General features: G+C 66.9%; 14 protein-coding genes, 5 tRNA genes and 1 other RNA gene. 14 read left to right on the top strand and 6 right to left on the bottom strand.

Features of this window, described 5'->3' with window-relative positions; all coding sequences use genetic code 11:
• The 4 genes from ACVOMM_RS01075 (at position 1) to ACVOMM_RS01060 (ending at position 2,511) form a co-directional block, all read left to right on the top strand.
• Positions 1-77 (top strand) — tRNA-Asp (locus ACVOMM_RS01075).
• 87 nt (positions 78-164) lie between these two features.
• Positions 165-241: transfer RNA gene (locus ACVOMM_RS01070), tRNA-Asp, on the top strand.
• A 107-nt stretch (positions 242-348) separates the two neighbouring features.
• Positions 349-425 (top strand) — tRNA-Asp (locus ACVOMM_RS01065).
• A 130-nt stretch (positions 426-555) separates the two neighbouring features.
• Positions 556-2,511 (top strand): peptidyl-prolyl cis-trans isomerase, encoded by a 1,956-nt coding sequence (locus ACVOMM_RS01060; RefSeq protein ID WP_065182466.1) that lies wholly within the window; start codon positions 556-558, stop codon positions 2,509-2,511.
• A 99-nt stretch (positions 2,512-2,610) separates the two neighbouring features.
• On the opposite strand, the gene ACVOMM_RS01055 is transcribed toward ACVOMM_RS01060, so the two are convergent.
• Both ACVOMM_RS01055 and gloB read right to left on the bottom strand, forming a co-directional pair.
• The gene (locus ACVOMM_RS01055; RefSeq protein WP_053519050.1) at positions 2,611-3,816 is read right to left on the bottom strand and encodes a lytic transglycosylase domain-containing protein; all 1,206 of its coding nucleotides are present in this window, start codon (positions 3,814-3,816) and stop codon (positions 2,611-2,613) included.
• Positions 3,813-4,577, bottom strand: a complete 765-nt coding sequence (gene gloB, locus ACVOMM_RS01050) for a hydroxyacylglutathione hydrolase (RefSeq protein WP_481525761.1) — start codon at positions 4,575-4,577, stop codon at positions 3,813-3,815. Before gloB ends, ACVOMM_RS01055 begins: the two co-directional genes overlap by 4 nt.
• An 11-nt stretch (positions 4,578-4,588) precedes the next feature.
• On the opposite strand from gloB, the gene ACVOMM_RS01045 reads away from it, so the two are divergent.
• Genes ACVOMM_RS01045 through dnaQ form a run of 3 tightly spaced genes read left to right on the top strand, consistent with a single transcriptional unit; the run spans position 4,589 to position 6,435 of the window.
• Positions 4,589-5,233, top strand: coding sequence for a methyltransferase domain-containing protein (locus ACVOMM_RS01045; protein ID WP_053519054.1), 645 nt, complete (start codon positions 4,589-4,591; stop codon positions 5,231-5,233).
• A gap of 13 nt (positions 5,234-5,246) precedes the next feature.
• Positions 5,247-5,699 (top strand): ribonuclease HI, encoded by a 453-nt coding sequence (gene rnhA, locus ACVOMM_RS01040; protein WP_053519056.1) that lies wholly within the window; start codon positions 5,247-5,249, stop codon positions 5,697-5,699.
• Between the two features lie 4 nt (positions 5,700-5,703).
• A complete protein-coding gene (gene dnaQ / locus ACVOMM_RS01035) occupies positions 5,704-6,435 on the top strand; it encodes a DNA polymerase III subunit epsilon (protein WP_053519058.1) in 732 nt (243 codons plus the stop codon).
• 35 nt (positions 6,436-6,470) lie between these two features.
• Here dnaQ and ACVOMM_RS01030 read toward each other — a convergent pair whose 3' ends face one another.
• Entirely contained in the window at positions 6,471-7,175 is a 705-nt protein-coding gene (locus ACVOMM_RS01030; protein WP_053519060.1) for a PP2C family protein-serine/threonine phosphatase, read from the bottom strand.
• A 161-nt stretch (positions 7,176-7,336) separates the two neighbouring features.
• Here ACVOMM_RS01030 and ACVOMM_RS01025 point away from each other — a divergent pair.
• Positions 7,337-7,427, top strand: a tRNA-Ser gene (locus ACVOMM_RS01025).
• A gap of 132 nt (positions 7,428-7,559) precedes the next feature.
• Positions 7,560-7,964: a DUF6165 family protein gene (locus ACVOMM_RS01020; RefSeq protein ID WP_053519062.1), complete on the top strand. Its 405-nt coding sequence runs from the start codon at positions 7,560-7,562 to the stop codon at positions 7,962-7,964.
• A gap of 44 nt (positions 7,965-8,008) precedes the next feature.
• On the opposite strand, the gene ACVOMM_RS01015 is transcribed toward ACVOMM_RS01020, so the two are convergent.
• Positions 8,009-9,055, bottom strand: a complete 1,047-nt coding sequence (locus tag ACVOMM_RS01015; RefSeq protein WP_111187162.1) for a glycosyltransferase family 9 protein — start codon at positions 9,053-9,055, stop codon at positions 8,009-8,011.
• A gap of 20 nt (positions 9,056-9,075) precedes the next feature.
• On the opposite strand from ACVOMM_RS01015, the gene ACVOMM_RS01010 reads away from it, so the two are divergent.
• From ACVOMM_RS01010 to ACVOMM_RS01000, 3 genes are read left to right on the top strand one after another with little or no spacing between them, the layout of a single operon-like run.
• Positions 9,076-9,825 (top strand): 3-deoxy-D-manno-octulosonic acid kinase, encoded by a 750-nt coding sequence (locus tag ACVOMM_RS01010; RefSeq protein WP_053519066.1) that lies wholly within the window; start codon positions 9,076-9,078, stop codon positions 9,823-9,825.
• A complete protein-coding gene (locus ACVOMM_RS01005) occupies positions 9,825-10,592 on the top strand; it encodes an MBL fold metallo-hydrolase (RefSeq protein ID WP_253118870.1) in 768 nt (255 codons plus the stop codon). Before ACVOMM_RS01010 ends, ACVOMM_RS01005 begins: the two co-directional genes overlap by 1 nt.
• Complete coding sequence (locus tag ACVOMM_RS01000; protein ID WP_481525760.1) at positions 10,589-10,978, top strand: nuclear transport factor 2 family protein; 390 nt, start codon at positions 10,589-10,591, stop codon at positions 10,976-10,978. Before ACVOMM_RS01005 ends, ACVOMM_RS01000 begins: the two co-directional genes overlap by 4 nt.
• Positions 10,979-11,043: 65 nt before the next feature.
• Here the strand turns inward: ACVOMM_RS01000 and ffs are convergent.
• Positions 11,044-11,140, bottom strand: an RNA gene (gene ffs, locus ACVOMM_RS00995) — signal recognition particle sRNA small type.
• A gap of 300 nt (positions 11,141-11,440) precedes the next feature.
• Here ffs and ACVOMM_RS00990 point away from each other — a divergent pair.
• Positions 11,441-11,758 (top strand): DMT family transporter, encoded by a 318-nt coding sequence (locus ACVOMM_RS00990; protein ID WP_053519073.1) that lies wholly within the window; start codon positions 11,441-11,443, stop codon positions 11,756-11,758.
• A gap of 266 nt (positions 11,759-12,024) precedes the next feature.
• On the opposite strand, the gene ACVOMM_RS00985 is transcribed toward ACVOMM_RS00990, so the two are convergent.
• Positions 12,025-12,117, bottom strand: a tRNA-Ser gene (locus ACVOMM_RS00985).
• A 132-nt stretch (positions 12,118-12,249) separates the two neighbouring features.
• On the opposite strand from ACVOMM_RS00985, the gene dnaX reads away from it, so the two are divergent.
• On the top strand, positions 12,250-14,265 hold the full coding sequence (dnaX, locus tag ACVOMM_RS00980; protein ID WP_053519075.1) for a DNA polymerase III subunit gamma/tau: 2,016 nt from the start codon (positions 12,250-12,252) through the stop codon (positions 14,263-14,265).
• Positions 14,266-14,270: the final 5 nt, after the last annotated feature.

Below are 14,270 nucleotides of genomic sequence, written 5' to 3'. Positions count from 1 at the left end.
GGAGCGGTAGTTCAGCTGGTTAGAATGCTGGCCTGTCACGCCGGAGGTCGCGGGTTCGAGTCCCGTCCGCTCCGCCATTACATCGAGGCCCCCGGTCCAAAGCTGGGGGCCTTGTCTTCTCCCCGGCCTGTCCGGGACGAAGGCAGAAGGGTTGTCGCAAGCACGGAGCGGTAGTTCAGCTGGTTAGAATGCTGGCCTGTCACGCCGGAGGTCGCGGGTTCGAGTCCCGTCCGCTCCGCCATTGCGAAGTTCTTAAGTCCCTGTGAAAAAACTTTGAAAAAAGTGTTCATCGGGCTGGGTTTCCAGGGTGTCTTCGGATATACTGGGCGCCTGCAAAGTTTCAAGCGCGGAGCGGTAGTTCAGCTGGTTAGAATGCTGGCCTGTCACGCCGGAGGTCGCGGGTTCGAGTCCCGTCCGCTCCGCCAACTTTCAAAAGCCCTCGGCGAATGCCGGGGGCTTTTTCTTTGCGCGCATGTCGCCCTTGGCGTTTTTGGTCCCTGCGACGAAGCGGGTTACACTGCCGGGCTCGCCAATCAGGCCTTGTGATTCCTCACCATGCTGCAGAAACTCCGCGACAAGACCTCAGGCTGGATCGTCACCGTGATCCTGGGGCTGCTGATGATTCCGTTCCTGTTCGTGATCGACAACAGCTACCTGGGTGGCGTTGGCGCACAGAACGTGGCCAAGGTTTCCGCACCGCCGACCTGGTGGCGTTCCGCGCCGTCGTGGTGGCCGGTACGCATGCTGTGGCAGCACCATGAGATCAGCGCGCAGGATTTCCGCACCCGTTTCGAGCAGGAGCGCATGCGTGAGCGCCAGCAGCAGGGCGACAACTTCGACCCGCGCGCGTTCGAAAGCACCGAGAACAAGCTGGCGGTCCTGGATCAGCTGATCGACGAGCAGGTCGTGCGCCTGGTCGGCGAGCAGGCGGGTGTGGTGATTGGCGATGGCGCCGTGCGCGAGTACATCACGTCCATGCCGGCGTTCCAGGGGCCGGATGGCAAGTTCAACGAAAACAGCTACCGCCTGGCGCTGGCCGGCGGCAATCCTCCGCGTACCCCGACCCAGTTCCAGGAACTGGTGCGCGAGAGCCTGCAGCAGTCGGTGATTCCGGCCGGACTGCAGAACTCCGGTTTTGTCACCCAGGCCGAGACCGAACGCCTGTTGAAGCTGCTGGGCGAAACCCGTGATGTCGAGCTGGCTGCGCTGCCGCCGGTGCCGGCTGACACGGCCCCGGTGACCGATGCGCAGATCAAGCAGTGGTACGACAGCCATGGCAAGGATTTCCGCCAGGCCGAAACCGTTTCGCTGGAGTATGTCGAGGTCAACGGTGCCAACCTGCCGGCGCCGACGCCGGCCGACGAAGCCACCCTGCGCAAGCGCTACGAGGAAGAGAAGGCCAAGTTCACCTCTCCGGAGCAGCGCCAGGCCGCCCACATCCTGATTACCGGCGACGGTGCTGAGGCCAAGGCGAACAAGCTGGCGGCCCAGGCAAAGGCGGCCGGTGCCGACTTCGCAGCCCTGGCCAAGGCCAACTCCGAGGATCCGGGCTCCAAGGACCAGGGCGGTGACCTGGGCTGGGTGGAGCGTGGCGCGATGGTCAAGCCGTTTGACGATGCCCTGTTCGCGGCCAAGGCCGGCGATGTGATCGGTCCGGTCAAGACCGAATACGGATACCACATCATCAAGGTGGCCGCGGTACGCGGCGGCGAAGGCAAGTCGTTCGAGGACGTGCGCGATACGCTGGCCGCCGAACAGCTCAAGGCCGACGGTGAGCGCGGTTTCAACGAGCTGGCCGGCCGTCTGGTCGATGCCATCAACAAGAGCCCGAGCGACCTGGCTGCCGCAGCCAAGGAAGTGGGGCTGCCGCTGCAGACCCTGGGACCGATCACCCGCGCTACCGCCAGCGGCATCGCCAGCGACCCGGCCGTGCTGCGCGCCGCGTTCTCGGACGTCCTGGTGCAGGACGGGACCGCCAGCGATCCGATCGCCCTGGGAGGCGCCACCAACCACAGCGTCGTGATCCGCGTCGCGGCCCACACGCCGGAGCAGGCGCTGCCGCTGGAGAAGGCCCGCGAGCAGGTGATCGCCGCGATTCGTGCCGACCGCCAGCGCCAGGCCAGCGACAAGGCGGCCGAAGCGCTGCTGGCCAAGTTGAAGGGCGGTGCCACCCTGCAGTCGCTGGCTGCCAGCGAAAAGCTGCAGCTGAGCCCGATGCCGGGCCTGCCGCGTGGCCAGCCGGTGCCGACCCCGGAAATCAACAGCGCGATCTTCAGCGCGCCGGTACCCACCGCAGGCAAGCCGACCTACGGCAAGGTCGACGTCAACGGCCGTGCGCTGGTGTTCGCGGTGAACAAGGTCAATCCGGGCGACATCAAGGACGTGACCGCCGAGCAGCAGAAGCAGCTGAAGGAACAGTTGAGCCAGATCGACGGCATGGCCGCAGCCAAGGCCTACATCGACGCGATGCGCAAGAAGTTCGTGGTGCAGACCACCGAAGCGAATCTGTAAGCCCACGGCGGGCAGAACGGAAAGGCCCGGCATTGCCGGGCCTTTTTCGTGGGCGGGTGCCCGGTAGCAGGAGGATCGCGCGGCGCTGCTGTGCGCCGGTCAGTCTTCCAGGCGAAGCACCGCGCCCGGCTTGAGCACGCTGCTGCCACTCAGGCCATTCAGCGACAGCAGCGCCTTGACCGGCATGCCGTAGCGACGGGCAATGGTCCAGGCCGACTCGCCGTTGCGCACCGTATGCCGACGGCTGCGCGGACGGTCGACGGCGGCGGCGACGGTGCGGGCAACCTGCGGCGCTGGCGAGGCAGCGGGGGCAGAGGTGGGCGACACCGAGGCCGCCAGCGCCGTCGTGCTGTCCACCACGTCAGCGGTCGCCGCTGCGACAGGGGCCAGCACCCGGGTGGTGCCCGTGGGGCGGCCACCGGCGGCCAGGGCGGGATTCAGGCGGGCGATGCGTGCCGGGTCCAGTGAGCGTTGGGCGGCCCACTGCTGGACGCTGGTGCCGGCCGGCAGGGCATGATCCTTCAGCACCGGCACGGTGCGGTCCAGCGAGGCCATGACGCCCGGCTGTTCTTCCACGTCTTCCAGCACGCAGGCCAGGGCGTGAAGCTTCTCGACGTAGGCATAGGTGACCGGCGACAGGCCGGGCAGGGCCGAGGGCGTGGCGTTCTGCGCATTCATGCCCGCCTTGCGCAGTGCCTGCAGCACGCGATATTCGCCAGCGTTGTAGGCCATGGTGGCCAGCCGCCAGTCGCCGCCGAACATGCCGTGCAGGGTTTTCAGGTAGCGCACCGCAGCCTGGGTCGAATCCACCGCCGACAGGCGGCCGTCGTAGCCGTTGGCCATCGGCACGCGATGGTTGCGGGCGGTGGTGGCGATGAACTGCCACAACCCGGTCGGTCCGCTGCCATTGCGGGCATTGGGCCGGTAGCCGCTTTCCACGAAGGGAATCAGCGCGAATTCGGTCGGCAGGTTGGCCTTGCGCAGTTCTTCGACCACATAGCCGAACAGGACCAGTGCATCGTCATCCTGGTTGGCCAGGCGCGAAGGGGCGTGCGCGAACTGCTTCTGCCAGCGCGGGCTGGTGGCCTCGGCGTCGCAGGTGGGTTCAGCCAGGCCATCGCGGAAGCTGGAGAAGATCTCCTGGCCATTGCGCACCGATGCAGGTGGCAGCGAAGAGGCATCCAAGGGCAACGCAGCAGCGGCGGTGAGATTCTGGCCGATGCCAGCGCCCAGCGACTGCGCGCCTGCGGTTCCAGCCAGCCCCAGAGCGATGCCCAGGGCCAGCGGCAGACTTCGGCGCATCATGCGCGGAAGCCGTCTTTCCAATGCCGGAGACCGGCCATGACATCGACATCGTCAACGACGTCGCGCCCCAGGTGCGCCGACACCGCCGCGCGGATCGGCGCGGTGTGCACACGCAGGAACGGATTGCAGTCCAGTTCGTTGGCCAGGGTTACCGGCAGGGTGGAACGGTCATCGCGGCGCATGGCCAAAGCCTCCTCTTGGCGCTGCCGCAGGGCAGCGTTGGCGGGGTCGACATGCCGCGCGAAGACGGCATTTGACACGGTGTACTCATGGGCACAACAAAGCAACAGTCGTGCAGGCAAGGTACCCAGCGTGCGCATCGATGCCAGCAGCTGGGACGGCGTACCTTCGAACAGGCGTCCACAGCCCAGGCTGAACAACGAATCTCCGCTGAAAAGATGTTCAGCAGTGTGAAACGCGATGTGGCTGCGGGTATGCCCGGGCACGGATAGTACGTGGAACGTCCGGCCCAGTGCCTGAACGCGTTCACCTTCGCCGACGCGTTCGGTGGCGGTGGTGATGCGTTCCTCCACCGGTGCGACCACCCGCACGCCGGGAAAACGGGCACGCAGGGCCGGCACGCCACCGATGTGGTCGTCGTGATGGTGGGTCAGCAGGATGGTATCCACGCGCAGGCCCTGTTCGGCCAGCGCCAGCACCGGCGCGGCATCACCGGGATCGACGACGATGGCAACGCCTTCATCATCGATCAGCACCCAGATGTAATTGTCCGCAAATGCGGGCAGGGCAGTCAGTCGCATAGAATTGGACCATGCCCGCGCTGCAGAGCACCCGTCAAGCGAGCCTGGCCCCGTGGTTCGACAGCGAGCCGGCGGCGGCCCTGCGCGTGCTGGAGCGGCAACTGCTGTTGCCACAGCTGTCGGTGCTGCCCGCACAGCCCTGGATGTGGATCGCGCCGAGCGCTGCCTGGCTGGAAGATGCGCAGCCGGGCGGGCGCGGCCTGCGCCTGTACCGCAACGGCGGCCGCTATGCCGGCGACGCGTGCTGCGGCCTGCCGCTGCCGCTGGCCACCGAAAGCGTCAATGCCATCGTGCTGCAGCACGTGACGGCCGCTGATGCCGACCAGCTGCTTGACGAGTGCGAGCGGGTGCTGATGCCCGGCGGCCATCTGTGGTTGAGCAGCCTTAATCCGTTCAGTCCGTTCCGCACCCACTGGCGCCAGCATGGCCTGACGGTGCGTACGCCGCAGCGGATCCGCCAGCTGCTGGGTCGTCACGGGCTGGACTGCGACGACATGCGCTACCTGGGCCCGCTCTGGCAGGGCGCCGGCAGTCGTGGCCGCGGGGGTTGGGCCCCGCTGCGCGCGGCCTGCCTGTTCCATGCCGAAAAACGTACGTTGGCCCTGCCCGGGCCGACACCGCTGCCGGTGCGCTGGCATGGCACCGTTGCTACCTGATTCTGGAGCTGTATTGAAAACCATCGAAATCCATACCGACGGATCCTGCCTCGGCAATCCCGGTCCCGGCGGCTGGGCCGCGTTGCTGCGCTACAAGGACCACGAGCGTGAACTGAGCGGCGGCGAAGCGCATACCACCAACAACCGGATGGAACTGATGGCGGCCATTTCCGGCCTGGAGGCGCTGACCGAGCCCTGCAACATCGTGCTGTTCACCGACTCCCAGTATGTGCGGCAGGGCCTGACCCAATGGATGCCGGGCTGGATCCGCAAGAACTGGAAGACCGCCGGCGGTGATCCGGTGAAGAACCGCGAGCTGTGGGAGCGGCTGCATGCGGCCACGCTGCGGCACCAGATCGACTGGCGCTGGGTGAAGGGGCATTCCGGCGATCCGGACAATGAACGCGTCGATACGCTGGCGCGCAATGCCGCCATCCAGATCCGCGATGCCAGCCCGGTAAACTGAGCCCATGCGTCAGATCATTCTCGATACCGAAACCACCGGCCTGGAGTGGAAGAAGGGCAACCGCATCGTCGAAATCGGCTGCGTGGAGCTGTTCAAGCGTCGCCCCACCGGCAACAACTATCACCAGTACATCAAGCCGGACTGTGAGTTCGAACAGGGCGCGCAGGAGGTCACCGGCCTGACCCTGGACTTCCTGGCCGACAAGCCCGAGTTCGCGCAGATCGCCGACGAGTTCCTGGCGTTCATCGACGGCGCCGAGCTGATCATCCACAACGCGGCATTCGACCTGGGCTTCCTCGACAACGAGTTGTCCCTGCTGGGGCCGCAGTACGGGAAGATCACCGATCGCTGCACCGTGATCGATACCCTGGCGATGGCGCGCGAGCGTTTCCCGGGCCAGCGCAACTCGCTGGATGCGCTGTGCAAGCGGCTGGGCGTGGACAATTCGCACCGTGCACTGCACGGCGGCCTGCTCGATGCGCAGATCCTGGGCGATGTCTACATCGCGCTGACGTCAGGGCAGGAAGAGATCGGCTTCGGTCTGGGCGAGGACGAGGCCGGCGCGGGTGGCGCGGTGCTGCAGGCGTTCGATGCTGCCAAGCTGCTGCCGCGTCCGCGCGTGGTCGCCACCGCATCGGAACGTGAAGCGCACGCCGCGCGACTGGAACGCCTGCGCAAGAAGGCCGGTCATGCGCTGTGGGACGGCCCGAAGGTGGAAGAGCCCGCCAGCGCGTAGACCCTCGGCGCAGGGTGCGCGTGCGGTCCGCTGGCTCAGTGGCAGCGGACCAGGATCACGCTGATGTTGTCGCGGCCGCCGCCATCAAGCGCGGCGGCGACGAGCGTATCCACGCATTCCTGTGCGCTGGCGTCGTCGAAGGCCAGCGTGCGGGCGATGCCACGATCATCGACCTCCTCGGTCAGGCCATCGCTGCACAGCAGCAGCTGCATGCCGGGACGAAGTTCGCCACGGGTGGTGGCCACGTTCAGGTGCGCCGGATCGGTCACGCCCAGCGCCTGGGTGACCACATTGCGGTGCGGATGCGCGCGCGCCTGCTCTGCGGTCAGGTTGCCCTGCGTGACCAGTTCCTGCACCACGCTGTGATCCTGGCTGAGCTGGGCCAGCTGGCCGTCGCGCCACAGGTAGGCCCGGCTGTCACCGACCCAGGCCACTTCGTAGCGATTGCCCTGCACGCGCGCGGCGACCACGGTGGTGCCCATCGGCAGCGTATCGTTGCGTCGCCGCGAAGCGCGGATGATCTCTTCGTCGGCCGTGCGGATGGCCTGCTCCAGCGACGCGCCGCGGCGGATCTCGCGGACGATGGCTTCGCGCGCCAGCGCGCTGGCGACCTCGCCGCAGGCGTGCCCGCCCATGCCATCGGCCACCAGCCACACGCCCAGCTCGCTGTCACCGTAATAGGTGTCCTCGTTGAGCTCGCGGCGCAGGCCGGGATGGGTGAGATGTCCGAATTCGATCATGGTGTGCGGGGCGGAGTAGCGCGGGGGAGAGGGCATCATCACGGCGTGACCGGCATCCGGCAAGGCATGGCGGCAGGAAAATTGCGCCGCAGGGCCCAGGAGACTTGTCGGCAGCCTCACTTCCTCGTATGATGCGCGTCCCCGGTTCGCCGGGGCCACCCGGAGAGGTGGCAGAGTGGTTGAATGTACCTGACTCGAAATCAGGCAGGCGTTTATAGCGCCTCGGGGGTTCGAATCCCCCCCTCTCCGCCAGATGAAGAAGAAAGCCGCCCCCGGGCGGCTTTTTTCGTTGTCCGGCTGGCCGCGCGCGTTGCGGGGCGGCAATGGATCTCCCCTCGGGGTGCTGCGGGTTAACATGTACGCATCACCTGCTGGAGCTCCCCCATGACTGCTGAAATCCTCGTTCCCGTGTCCTTTGGCGAACTGCTCGACAAGATTTCGATCCTGCAGATCAAGTCCGAGCGGATCAGCGACGAGGGCAAGCTGGCCAACGTGCGCAAGGAGCTGTCGGCGCTGGAGCAGACCTGGATGGCGCACCCGGCCGCGGTCAAGGACATCGCCAAGCTGCGCGGTGAACTCAAGGCCGTCAACGAGCAGTTGTGGGACATCGAGGACGACATCCGCCTGAAGGAGAAGGCGCAGGCGTTCGACCAGGGCTTCATCGACCTTGCACGCAGTGTGTATCTGCGCAACGACGAGCGTGCGCGCATCAAGAAGGCGATCAACCTGGCACTGGGCTCTGCCTACGTGGAAGAGAAGTCGTACCAGGATTACGCACAGCGCGGGTGAGATGGATCCGCCGGGCGTGGCCCGGCTACCGATGATCCATCGACTCAGGTGAGGTGGTCGGTCACGTAACGTTCGAAGGCGGCGATGCCGTCCTCGACCGTGATCAGTTCCATCACATCATCGAACTCGATCTTGGTGCCCCACTTGAGGTCGGCGGCCTGCTTGCCGAGATACTTGCGTGCGGCGTCGTCATAGCGGTCCACGCAGTAGCGGCGATCCGAATAAGGGCCGCTGCGGTGCGGGTTGCTGGCCGCGTGCAGGCCCAGCACCTTCGCTCCCATGGCATTGGCGATATGCATCGGTCCCGAATCGGGTGTCATCACCAGATTGGCGCGTGCCAGCAGCGCAGGCAGCTGCTTGAGCGTGTCCTTACCGACCAGATCCAGTGCCGGCGTGTGCAGCTGGGCCTGGATCGCGTCGGCCATGCTGCGTTCCAGTTCACTGCGGCCACCGCACAGCACCACCTGCCAGCCGCGCTGCGTGGCATGGTTGGCGACGGCCGCGTAGCGGTCGGCGTACCAGTTGCGGCGGACGTGGCTGGAGCAGGGCGAAATCATCAGTACCGGCCGGCCATCATCCTGCCACTGCGCCGCGGCCCACTCGAACGCGGACTGCGGCACGGCCAGGTCCCAGCTCACGTCGGTCTGGTGCAGGCCCAGCGGCTCGCAGAAGCTGCCGATCGCATCCAGCACGTGGATGCCGGGGCGGTCCGGAATGCGTTCGTTGATGAACAACCCATGCAGGTCCTTCGAGCGGCTGCGGTCGTATCCGATGCGGCGTTCGGCCGGGATGAATGCCGACAGCAGGTTCGCGCGGAAGGCCACCTGCATCTGCAGCAGCGCCTCGAAGCGCCCCGGTGGCAGCTGCTTGCGCAGCTCCTTGACGCCGGCCATGCCGCTCTTCTTGTCGTAGGCGTGGAAGGTCACGCCCGGCAGACCCTCGAGCAACTTCTGCCCGGCCTTGTCGATGATCCAGTGGATCGGCGTGTCCGGGCGTGCGGCCTGCAGCGTACGCACCAGGGGCACCACGTGGGTGACATCGCCAAGTGCGGACAGGCGCAGAAGGCACAAGGATGAGGACGCTGATGCCATGTGTTGTTAGACTCAAAGAAATGGTCGCATTCGACGCCAATGAAGCGCTGACGCCATGCCGCGAGGGTCGCGGCATCGGGGCCATTCTGTTCGACCGCGAGCGCCTGCGGCAAGCCGACATCGGCCTGTTCTCTCCCCAGCACTGGGGCAGCCGGGCCCGGCCGGTGGGCGAGGGGGGGCGTGGCAGCGCCTGGTTCGTCGACGCGCCGTTCGGCCCCAGCGTGCTGCGCCACTACCTGCGCGGTGGCCTGGTGGCCAGGATCAGCCACGACCAGTACCTGTGGCGGGGCGCCGACCGGACCCGCAGTTTTGCCGAGTTCCGGCTGATGCGGGCCCTGCGCGCGCTGAAGCTGCCGGTTCCCCGGCCGGTGGCGGCTTTTTACATGCGGCAGGGCATGCGCTACCGGGCGGCGATCCTGATGGAACGGATCGAAGGGGTGCGTTCGCTGGCCGACCGCGCGCTGGTTGCCGGACGTGGCGCGCCGTGGGAAGAGACCGGTCGGCTGATCGCCCGCTTCCACCGTGCCGGCCTGGACCATGCCGACCTCAACGCGCACAACATCCTGTTCGACAGCAACGGCCATGGCTGGCTGATCGACTTCGATCGTGGCGTCATCCGCATTCCGGCCACCGCCTGGCGGGAGCGCAACCTCAAGCGCCTGCTGCGCTCGTTGATCAAGCTGCGCGGCGAGCGCAGCGTAGAGGACGTGCAGAAGGACTACGCGCGGCTGCGCCGCGCCTATGACATGGCCTGGAACCGGGGCACCTGATGGACTGGTCGTTGCGTTTCCTCGGCGTCGGCAATGCGTCGGCGGTCGAGTTGGGATCACCGATGTCGGTGATCGAGCGCGAAGGTCGGCCGTGGTTGACGATCGACTGTGGCGGGGAAGGCCTGACCGCCTTCAGGGCGCACTACGGCCACATGCCGCAGGCGCTGTTCATCACGCATGTCCACCTGGACCATGTGGCCGGTTTCGAGCGGCTGTTCGTGGATACCTACTTCAACGCGCAGCGGCGTGGGAAGGTGCGCCTGTATGTGCCGGCCACCGTGGTGCCGCTGCTGCACAGGCGCATCGGCGATTACCCCAATGTGCTGGCCGAGGGCGGTGCCAATTTCTGGGATGCGTTCCAGTTGGTCGTGGTCGGCGACGCGTTCTGGCATGAAGGCGTGCGCCTGGAAGTATTCCCGGCACGCCACCACTGGCCGGAGACCGCCTATGGGCTGCGCCTGCAGGGCGCGCTGACCTGGAGCGGTGATACCCGGCCGATCCCGGAGATGCTGGCGCGGTACGCCAGTGACAACGAGCTGATCGCCCACGACTGCGGCCTGCACGGCAATCCATCGCATACCGGGGTCGATGATCTGGAGCGCGAGTACAGCGCTGAGCTGCAGGCGCGGATGATGCTGTACCACTACGCCAGCGTGGCCGATGGTGCTGCGCTGGCCGCGCGCGGACACCGCGTGGCACAGCCGGGCCAGTGCGTGCCGCTGGCGACCCCGACCGCGCCGCACGTGCTGGCGCAGGATCCGCCGTGAATACCTCTGGCCAGCCTGCCGACGCGGCGCTGGCGGCCGAGCTGGAACATCTGGAACGCGCGCTGCACACCCCGCAGGTGCGCGGTGATCGCGCGCGGCTGTCGGAACTGCTGGATGAGGATTTCAGCGAGATCGGCAGCTCCGGCCAGTGCTATGGCCGTGCGGCTGCGCTGGCGGAGATTCCGCTGGAGCGGGCGCAGGTGCAGATCGAATCGGAGCAGTACGCGGTCTCGTTGCTGGCACCAGACCTGGCCCAGGTGCGTTATCGCAGCCGCTACCACCTGGATGGCCTGCCGCAGCGCTGGGTGCTGCGCAGTTCGTTGTGGCGCAGGCATGGGCAGGGATGGCGGGTGGTATTCCATCAAGGGACGCCCGAAGCACGGTAGCGCCGGCGAGGGGGCCAACCAGGGTTGACCTCTTACCAGAGCGCGGCACTGCCAGAAAGGCGATGGCCCCGCCGGCTGACCTCGGCGCCCGCGTCGATCGATACCGTTGCTGCCTTCCGGCCCTGGCGGGGTTTTCGACCTAGCGTCGCGAGGGGCCGACGGGGCCACCATAGAGACGTTGGCCGCCCGGAGGCGGCCTGTTCACGGATCAGGGGAAGCAGCGCAGGGTGCGCCGGAGACCACAGCCGGACTGCACATCGGCTGGCCGATGGCAGGCGCGCATTCTAGCGCAGGCATGCGTATCGACGCCAGCGCCATGCGCTGAATCTGCTGTAACCCGCGGCGCGTATTCGCGGCCGGGCGGCGCGGGCGTTGCTAGAATCCCGGGCCAGGAGGAACGACCTCCCCCACATCGGGAATCAATGACCAGGACGGCCTGGCCCTGCCAAGAGGAGGGCCGTCATGGCCTGGATCTATCTGTTGTTCGCTGGCCTGCTGGAAATCGTCTGGGCCGTGTCGATGAAGCAATCGGAAGGCTTCACCAGGCTCACTCCCACCCTGGTCACTCTCGCCGGCATGATCGCCAGTTTCTGGCTGCTGGCCGTGGCCATGCGCAGCCTGCCGCTGGGAACGGCTTACACGATCTGGACAGGCATCGGCGCGGTCGGTGCCTTCGTGGTCGGCATCGTGTTCCTGGGTGAACAGGTCAGCCCGATGCGGATCGGCGCGGCGGTGTTGATCGTGTCGGGGCTGGTGCTGATGAAGCTGTCCAGCAGCTGAGATTGGGCGCAGTTTCCTGGACAACCGACTGCCCGCCAAATGAAAAAGCCGCCCGATGGGCGGCTTTTTCATTCATCTGGCGGAGAGAGGGGGATTGTCGGGTGCATCCCTGCACCCGATCCCTGCGCGCGCTGCGCTTCGGGACCCGCCTTCGGCGGTCCGGATCTGCTCCTGCAGAACCGTCGAACCCCGGCGAGGCTTCTCACCCCGATGCTCTCCACCAGACAAATAAAAAAGCCGCCCGTTGGGCGGCTTTTTCATTCATCTGGCGGAGAGAGGGGGATTCGAACCCCCGAAGCGCGGTTTAGACGCTTACACACTTTCCAGGCGTGCTCCTTCAACCACTCGGACACCTCTCCGGATCCCTGCCATCGGCAAACGCCTCAGCAGGGGCGCAGATTCTAGCGGGCGGCGCGGCAGGACACAAGCACCCATTCAGGGCGCGTCGCAGGCGGAGGGGGATGGACAGGCGTGGCACAATGGAGCATCCGATGGAAGACGGTGGCCTGATGTCCTATCTCGTCCTTGCCCGCAAGTGGCGTCCGAAGCGTTTTGCCGAGCTGGTGGGCCAGGAACACGTGGTCCGTGCGCTCAGCAATGCGCTGGACAGTGGCCGGGTCCACCACGCGTTCCTGTTCACCGGTACCCGCGGTGTGGGCAAGACCACCATCGCGCGCATCTTCGCCAAGTCGCTGAACTGCGAGCAGGGCACCAGTGCCGATCCGTGCGGCCAGTGCCCGGCCTGCCTGGACATCGATGCCGGTCGCTACATCGACCTGCTGGAGATCGACGCCGCGTCCAACACCGGCGTGGATGACGTCCGCGAGGTGATCGAGAACGCGCAGTACATGCCCTCGCGCGGCAAGTACAAGGTCTACCTGATCGACGAAGTGCACATGCTCTCGAAGGCGGCGTTCAACGCGCTGCTGAAGACGTTGGAAGAGCCGCCGGAGCACGTCAAGTTCCTGCTGGCCACCACCGATCCGCAGAAGCTGCCGGTCACCGTGCTCAGCCGCTGCCTGCAGTTCAACCTCAAGCGCCTGGATGAGGACCAGATCCAGGGCCAGATGACCCGCATCCTGGCGGCCGAGGAAATCGAAGCCGACGGCAGTGCCATCGTGCAGCTGGCCAAGGCCGCCGACGGCAGTTTGCGCGACGGTCTGTCGCTGCTGGACCAGGCCATCGCCTACGCCGGTGGTGCGCTGCGCGACGATGTGGTGCGCACCATGCTGGGGACCGTCGATCGCACCCAGGTGGCAGCGATGCTCGATGCCCTCGCCGAAGGTGACGGGTCGCGCCTGTTGCAGGTGGTGGCGGCACTGGCGGAATTCTCGCCCGACTGGAGTGGCGTGCTGGAGGCCTTGGCCGAAGGCCTGCATCGCATCCAGGTGCAGCAGCTGGTACCCGGTGTTGCCGCCGCGGCTGAAGGCCTGGACGCGGCAGCGTTCGCCGGGCGACTGCGTCCGGAGGTGGTGCAGCTCTGGTATCAGATGGCCCTGAACGGCCGTCGCGACCTGTCGCTGGCGCCGAGCCCGCGCGCGGGCTTTGAAATGGCCGTGCTGCGCATGCTGGCGTTCCGCCCGGCAGCGTCGGTGCCGCCGGTGCCGCGTTCGGTGGATGCCGCCGGCGGTGCCGCCGGGGGGGCGATGCCCGGTGGTGGGGCGGGTGCTGGCAGCCAGGAAACGGCCCCGGTGGCCGCCGCTGCCGCGATCCCGGCCCGCGTGCCTGCGCAGGCCGCCCCACGCGAACCCGACCCGGAGCCAGAGCCGGCGCCCGAACCCGAACCTGATCCGGCGCCTGAGCCGAAGCCGGTTCCGGTCGAAGAACCGGTGTCGCCGCCGCCGGTCAAGGCCGACGGCATCCCGGTGCCGGTGGCCGTCGATGATCTTCCGCCGTGGGCCACGGACGAGGCCGAGGCCCGCGACCAGGCACTGGCTGCGGATGTCGCCACGCCGGACGCGGCCATGGTCGCGCCCTGGCATGAGCCATCGCCTCCGGTCGCTGCATCAGCCGCGCCCGAGCGTCCGTTCCGTTCCGAGGGCATCGTCATCGCTCCACCTGCGCCCGTCGCGTCGGCGGAGACGGGCGCGCGGGCTGACATCGGCGAGCTGGCGACGGCGGAAGACTGGCTGGACCTGGTCGCCAACAGCGGCCTGAGCGGGCCTTCACGGCAGCTTGCGGCCAATGCCGCCTTCATCTCCTGCCGGCAGGGGACCTTGAAACTGGGGCTTTCGCCCGGATTTGAGTACCTGCGCTCGGAACGCGCGCTGGCCGCTCTTGGCGAAATGCTGGAAAAGGCCTTGGGGCACGCGCTGAAGATCGTGGTCGAGACCGTGGAAACCGAACACGTTCCGGCCGAGACCCTGCACCAGCGCGCCGATCGCCAGCGCGGCGAGCGGCAACAGGTGGCAGAGGCTGTTTTCATGGACGATCCGGAAGTGCAGGTGCTGATCCAGCAACACGGCGCCCGGGTCGTTTCCGATTCCATCCGTTCTTTTGACGAGTAAGACAC

This window comes from Stenotrophomonas sp. STEN009, assembly GCF_056760395.1.
The sequence above is the reverse complement of the archived record's forward strand: the minus strand, read 5'-3'. Positions and strand labels throughout refer to the sequence as shown.

Coding starts and splice junctions, on each gene's coding strand:
- ACVOMM_RS01060 (WP_065182466.1), top strand. CDS start 556: ATGCTGCAGAAACTCCGCGACAAGACCTCAGGCTGGATCGTCACCGTG.
- ACVOMM_RS00990 (WP_053519073.1), top strand. CDS start 11,441: ATGGCCTGGATCTATCTGTTGTTCGCTGGCCTGCTGGAAATCGTCTGG.
- ACVOMM_RS01005 (WP_253118870.1), top strand. CDS start 9,825: ATGGACTGGTCGTTGCGTTTCCTCGGCGTCGGCAATGCGTCGGCGGTC.
- ACVOMM_RS01030 (WP_053519060.1), bottom strand. CDS start 7,175: ATGATCGAATTCGGACATCTCACCCATCCCGGCCTGCGCCGCGAGCTC.
- ACVOMM_RS01045 (WP_053519054.1), top strand. CDS start 4,589: ATGCCCGCGCTGCAGAGCACCCGTCAAGCGAGCCTGGCCCCGTGGTTC.
- ACVOMM_RS01015 (WP_111187162.1), bottom strand. CDS start 9,055: ATGGCATCAGCGTCCTCATCCTTGTGCCTTCTGCGCCTGTCCGCACTT.
- gloB (WP_481525761.1), bottom strand. CDS start 4,577: ATGCGACTGACTGCCCTGCCCGCATTTGCGGACAATTACATCTGGGTG.
- dnaX (WP_053519075.1), top strand. CDS start 12,250: ATGGAAGACGGTGGCCTGATGTCCTATCTCGTCCTTGCCCGCAAGTGG.
- dnaQ (WP_053519058.1), top strand. CDS start 5,704: ATGCGTCAGATCATTCTCGATACCGAAACCACCGGCCTGGAGTGGAAG.
- ACVOMM_RS01055 (WP_053519050.1), bottom strand. CDS start 3,816: ATGATGCGCCGAAGTCTGCCGCTGGCCCTGGGCATCGCTCTGGGGCTG.
- ACVOMM_RS01010 (WP_053519066.1), top strand. CDS start 9,076: ATGGTCGCATTCGACGCCAATGAAGCGCTGACGCCATGCCGCGAGGGT.
- ACVOMM_RS01020 (WP_053519062.1), top strand. CDS start 7,560: ATGACTGCTGAAATCCTCGTTCCCGTGTCCTTTGGCGAACTGCTCGAC.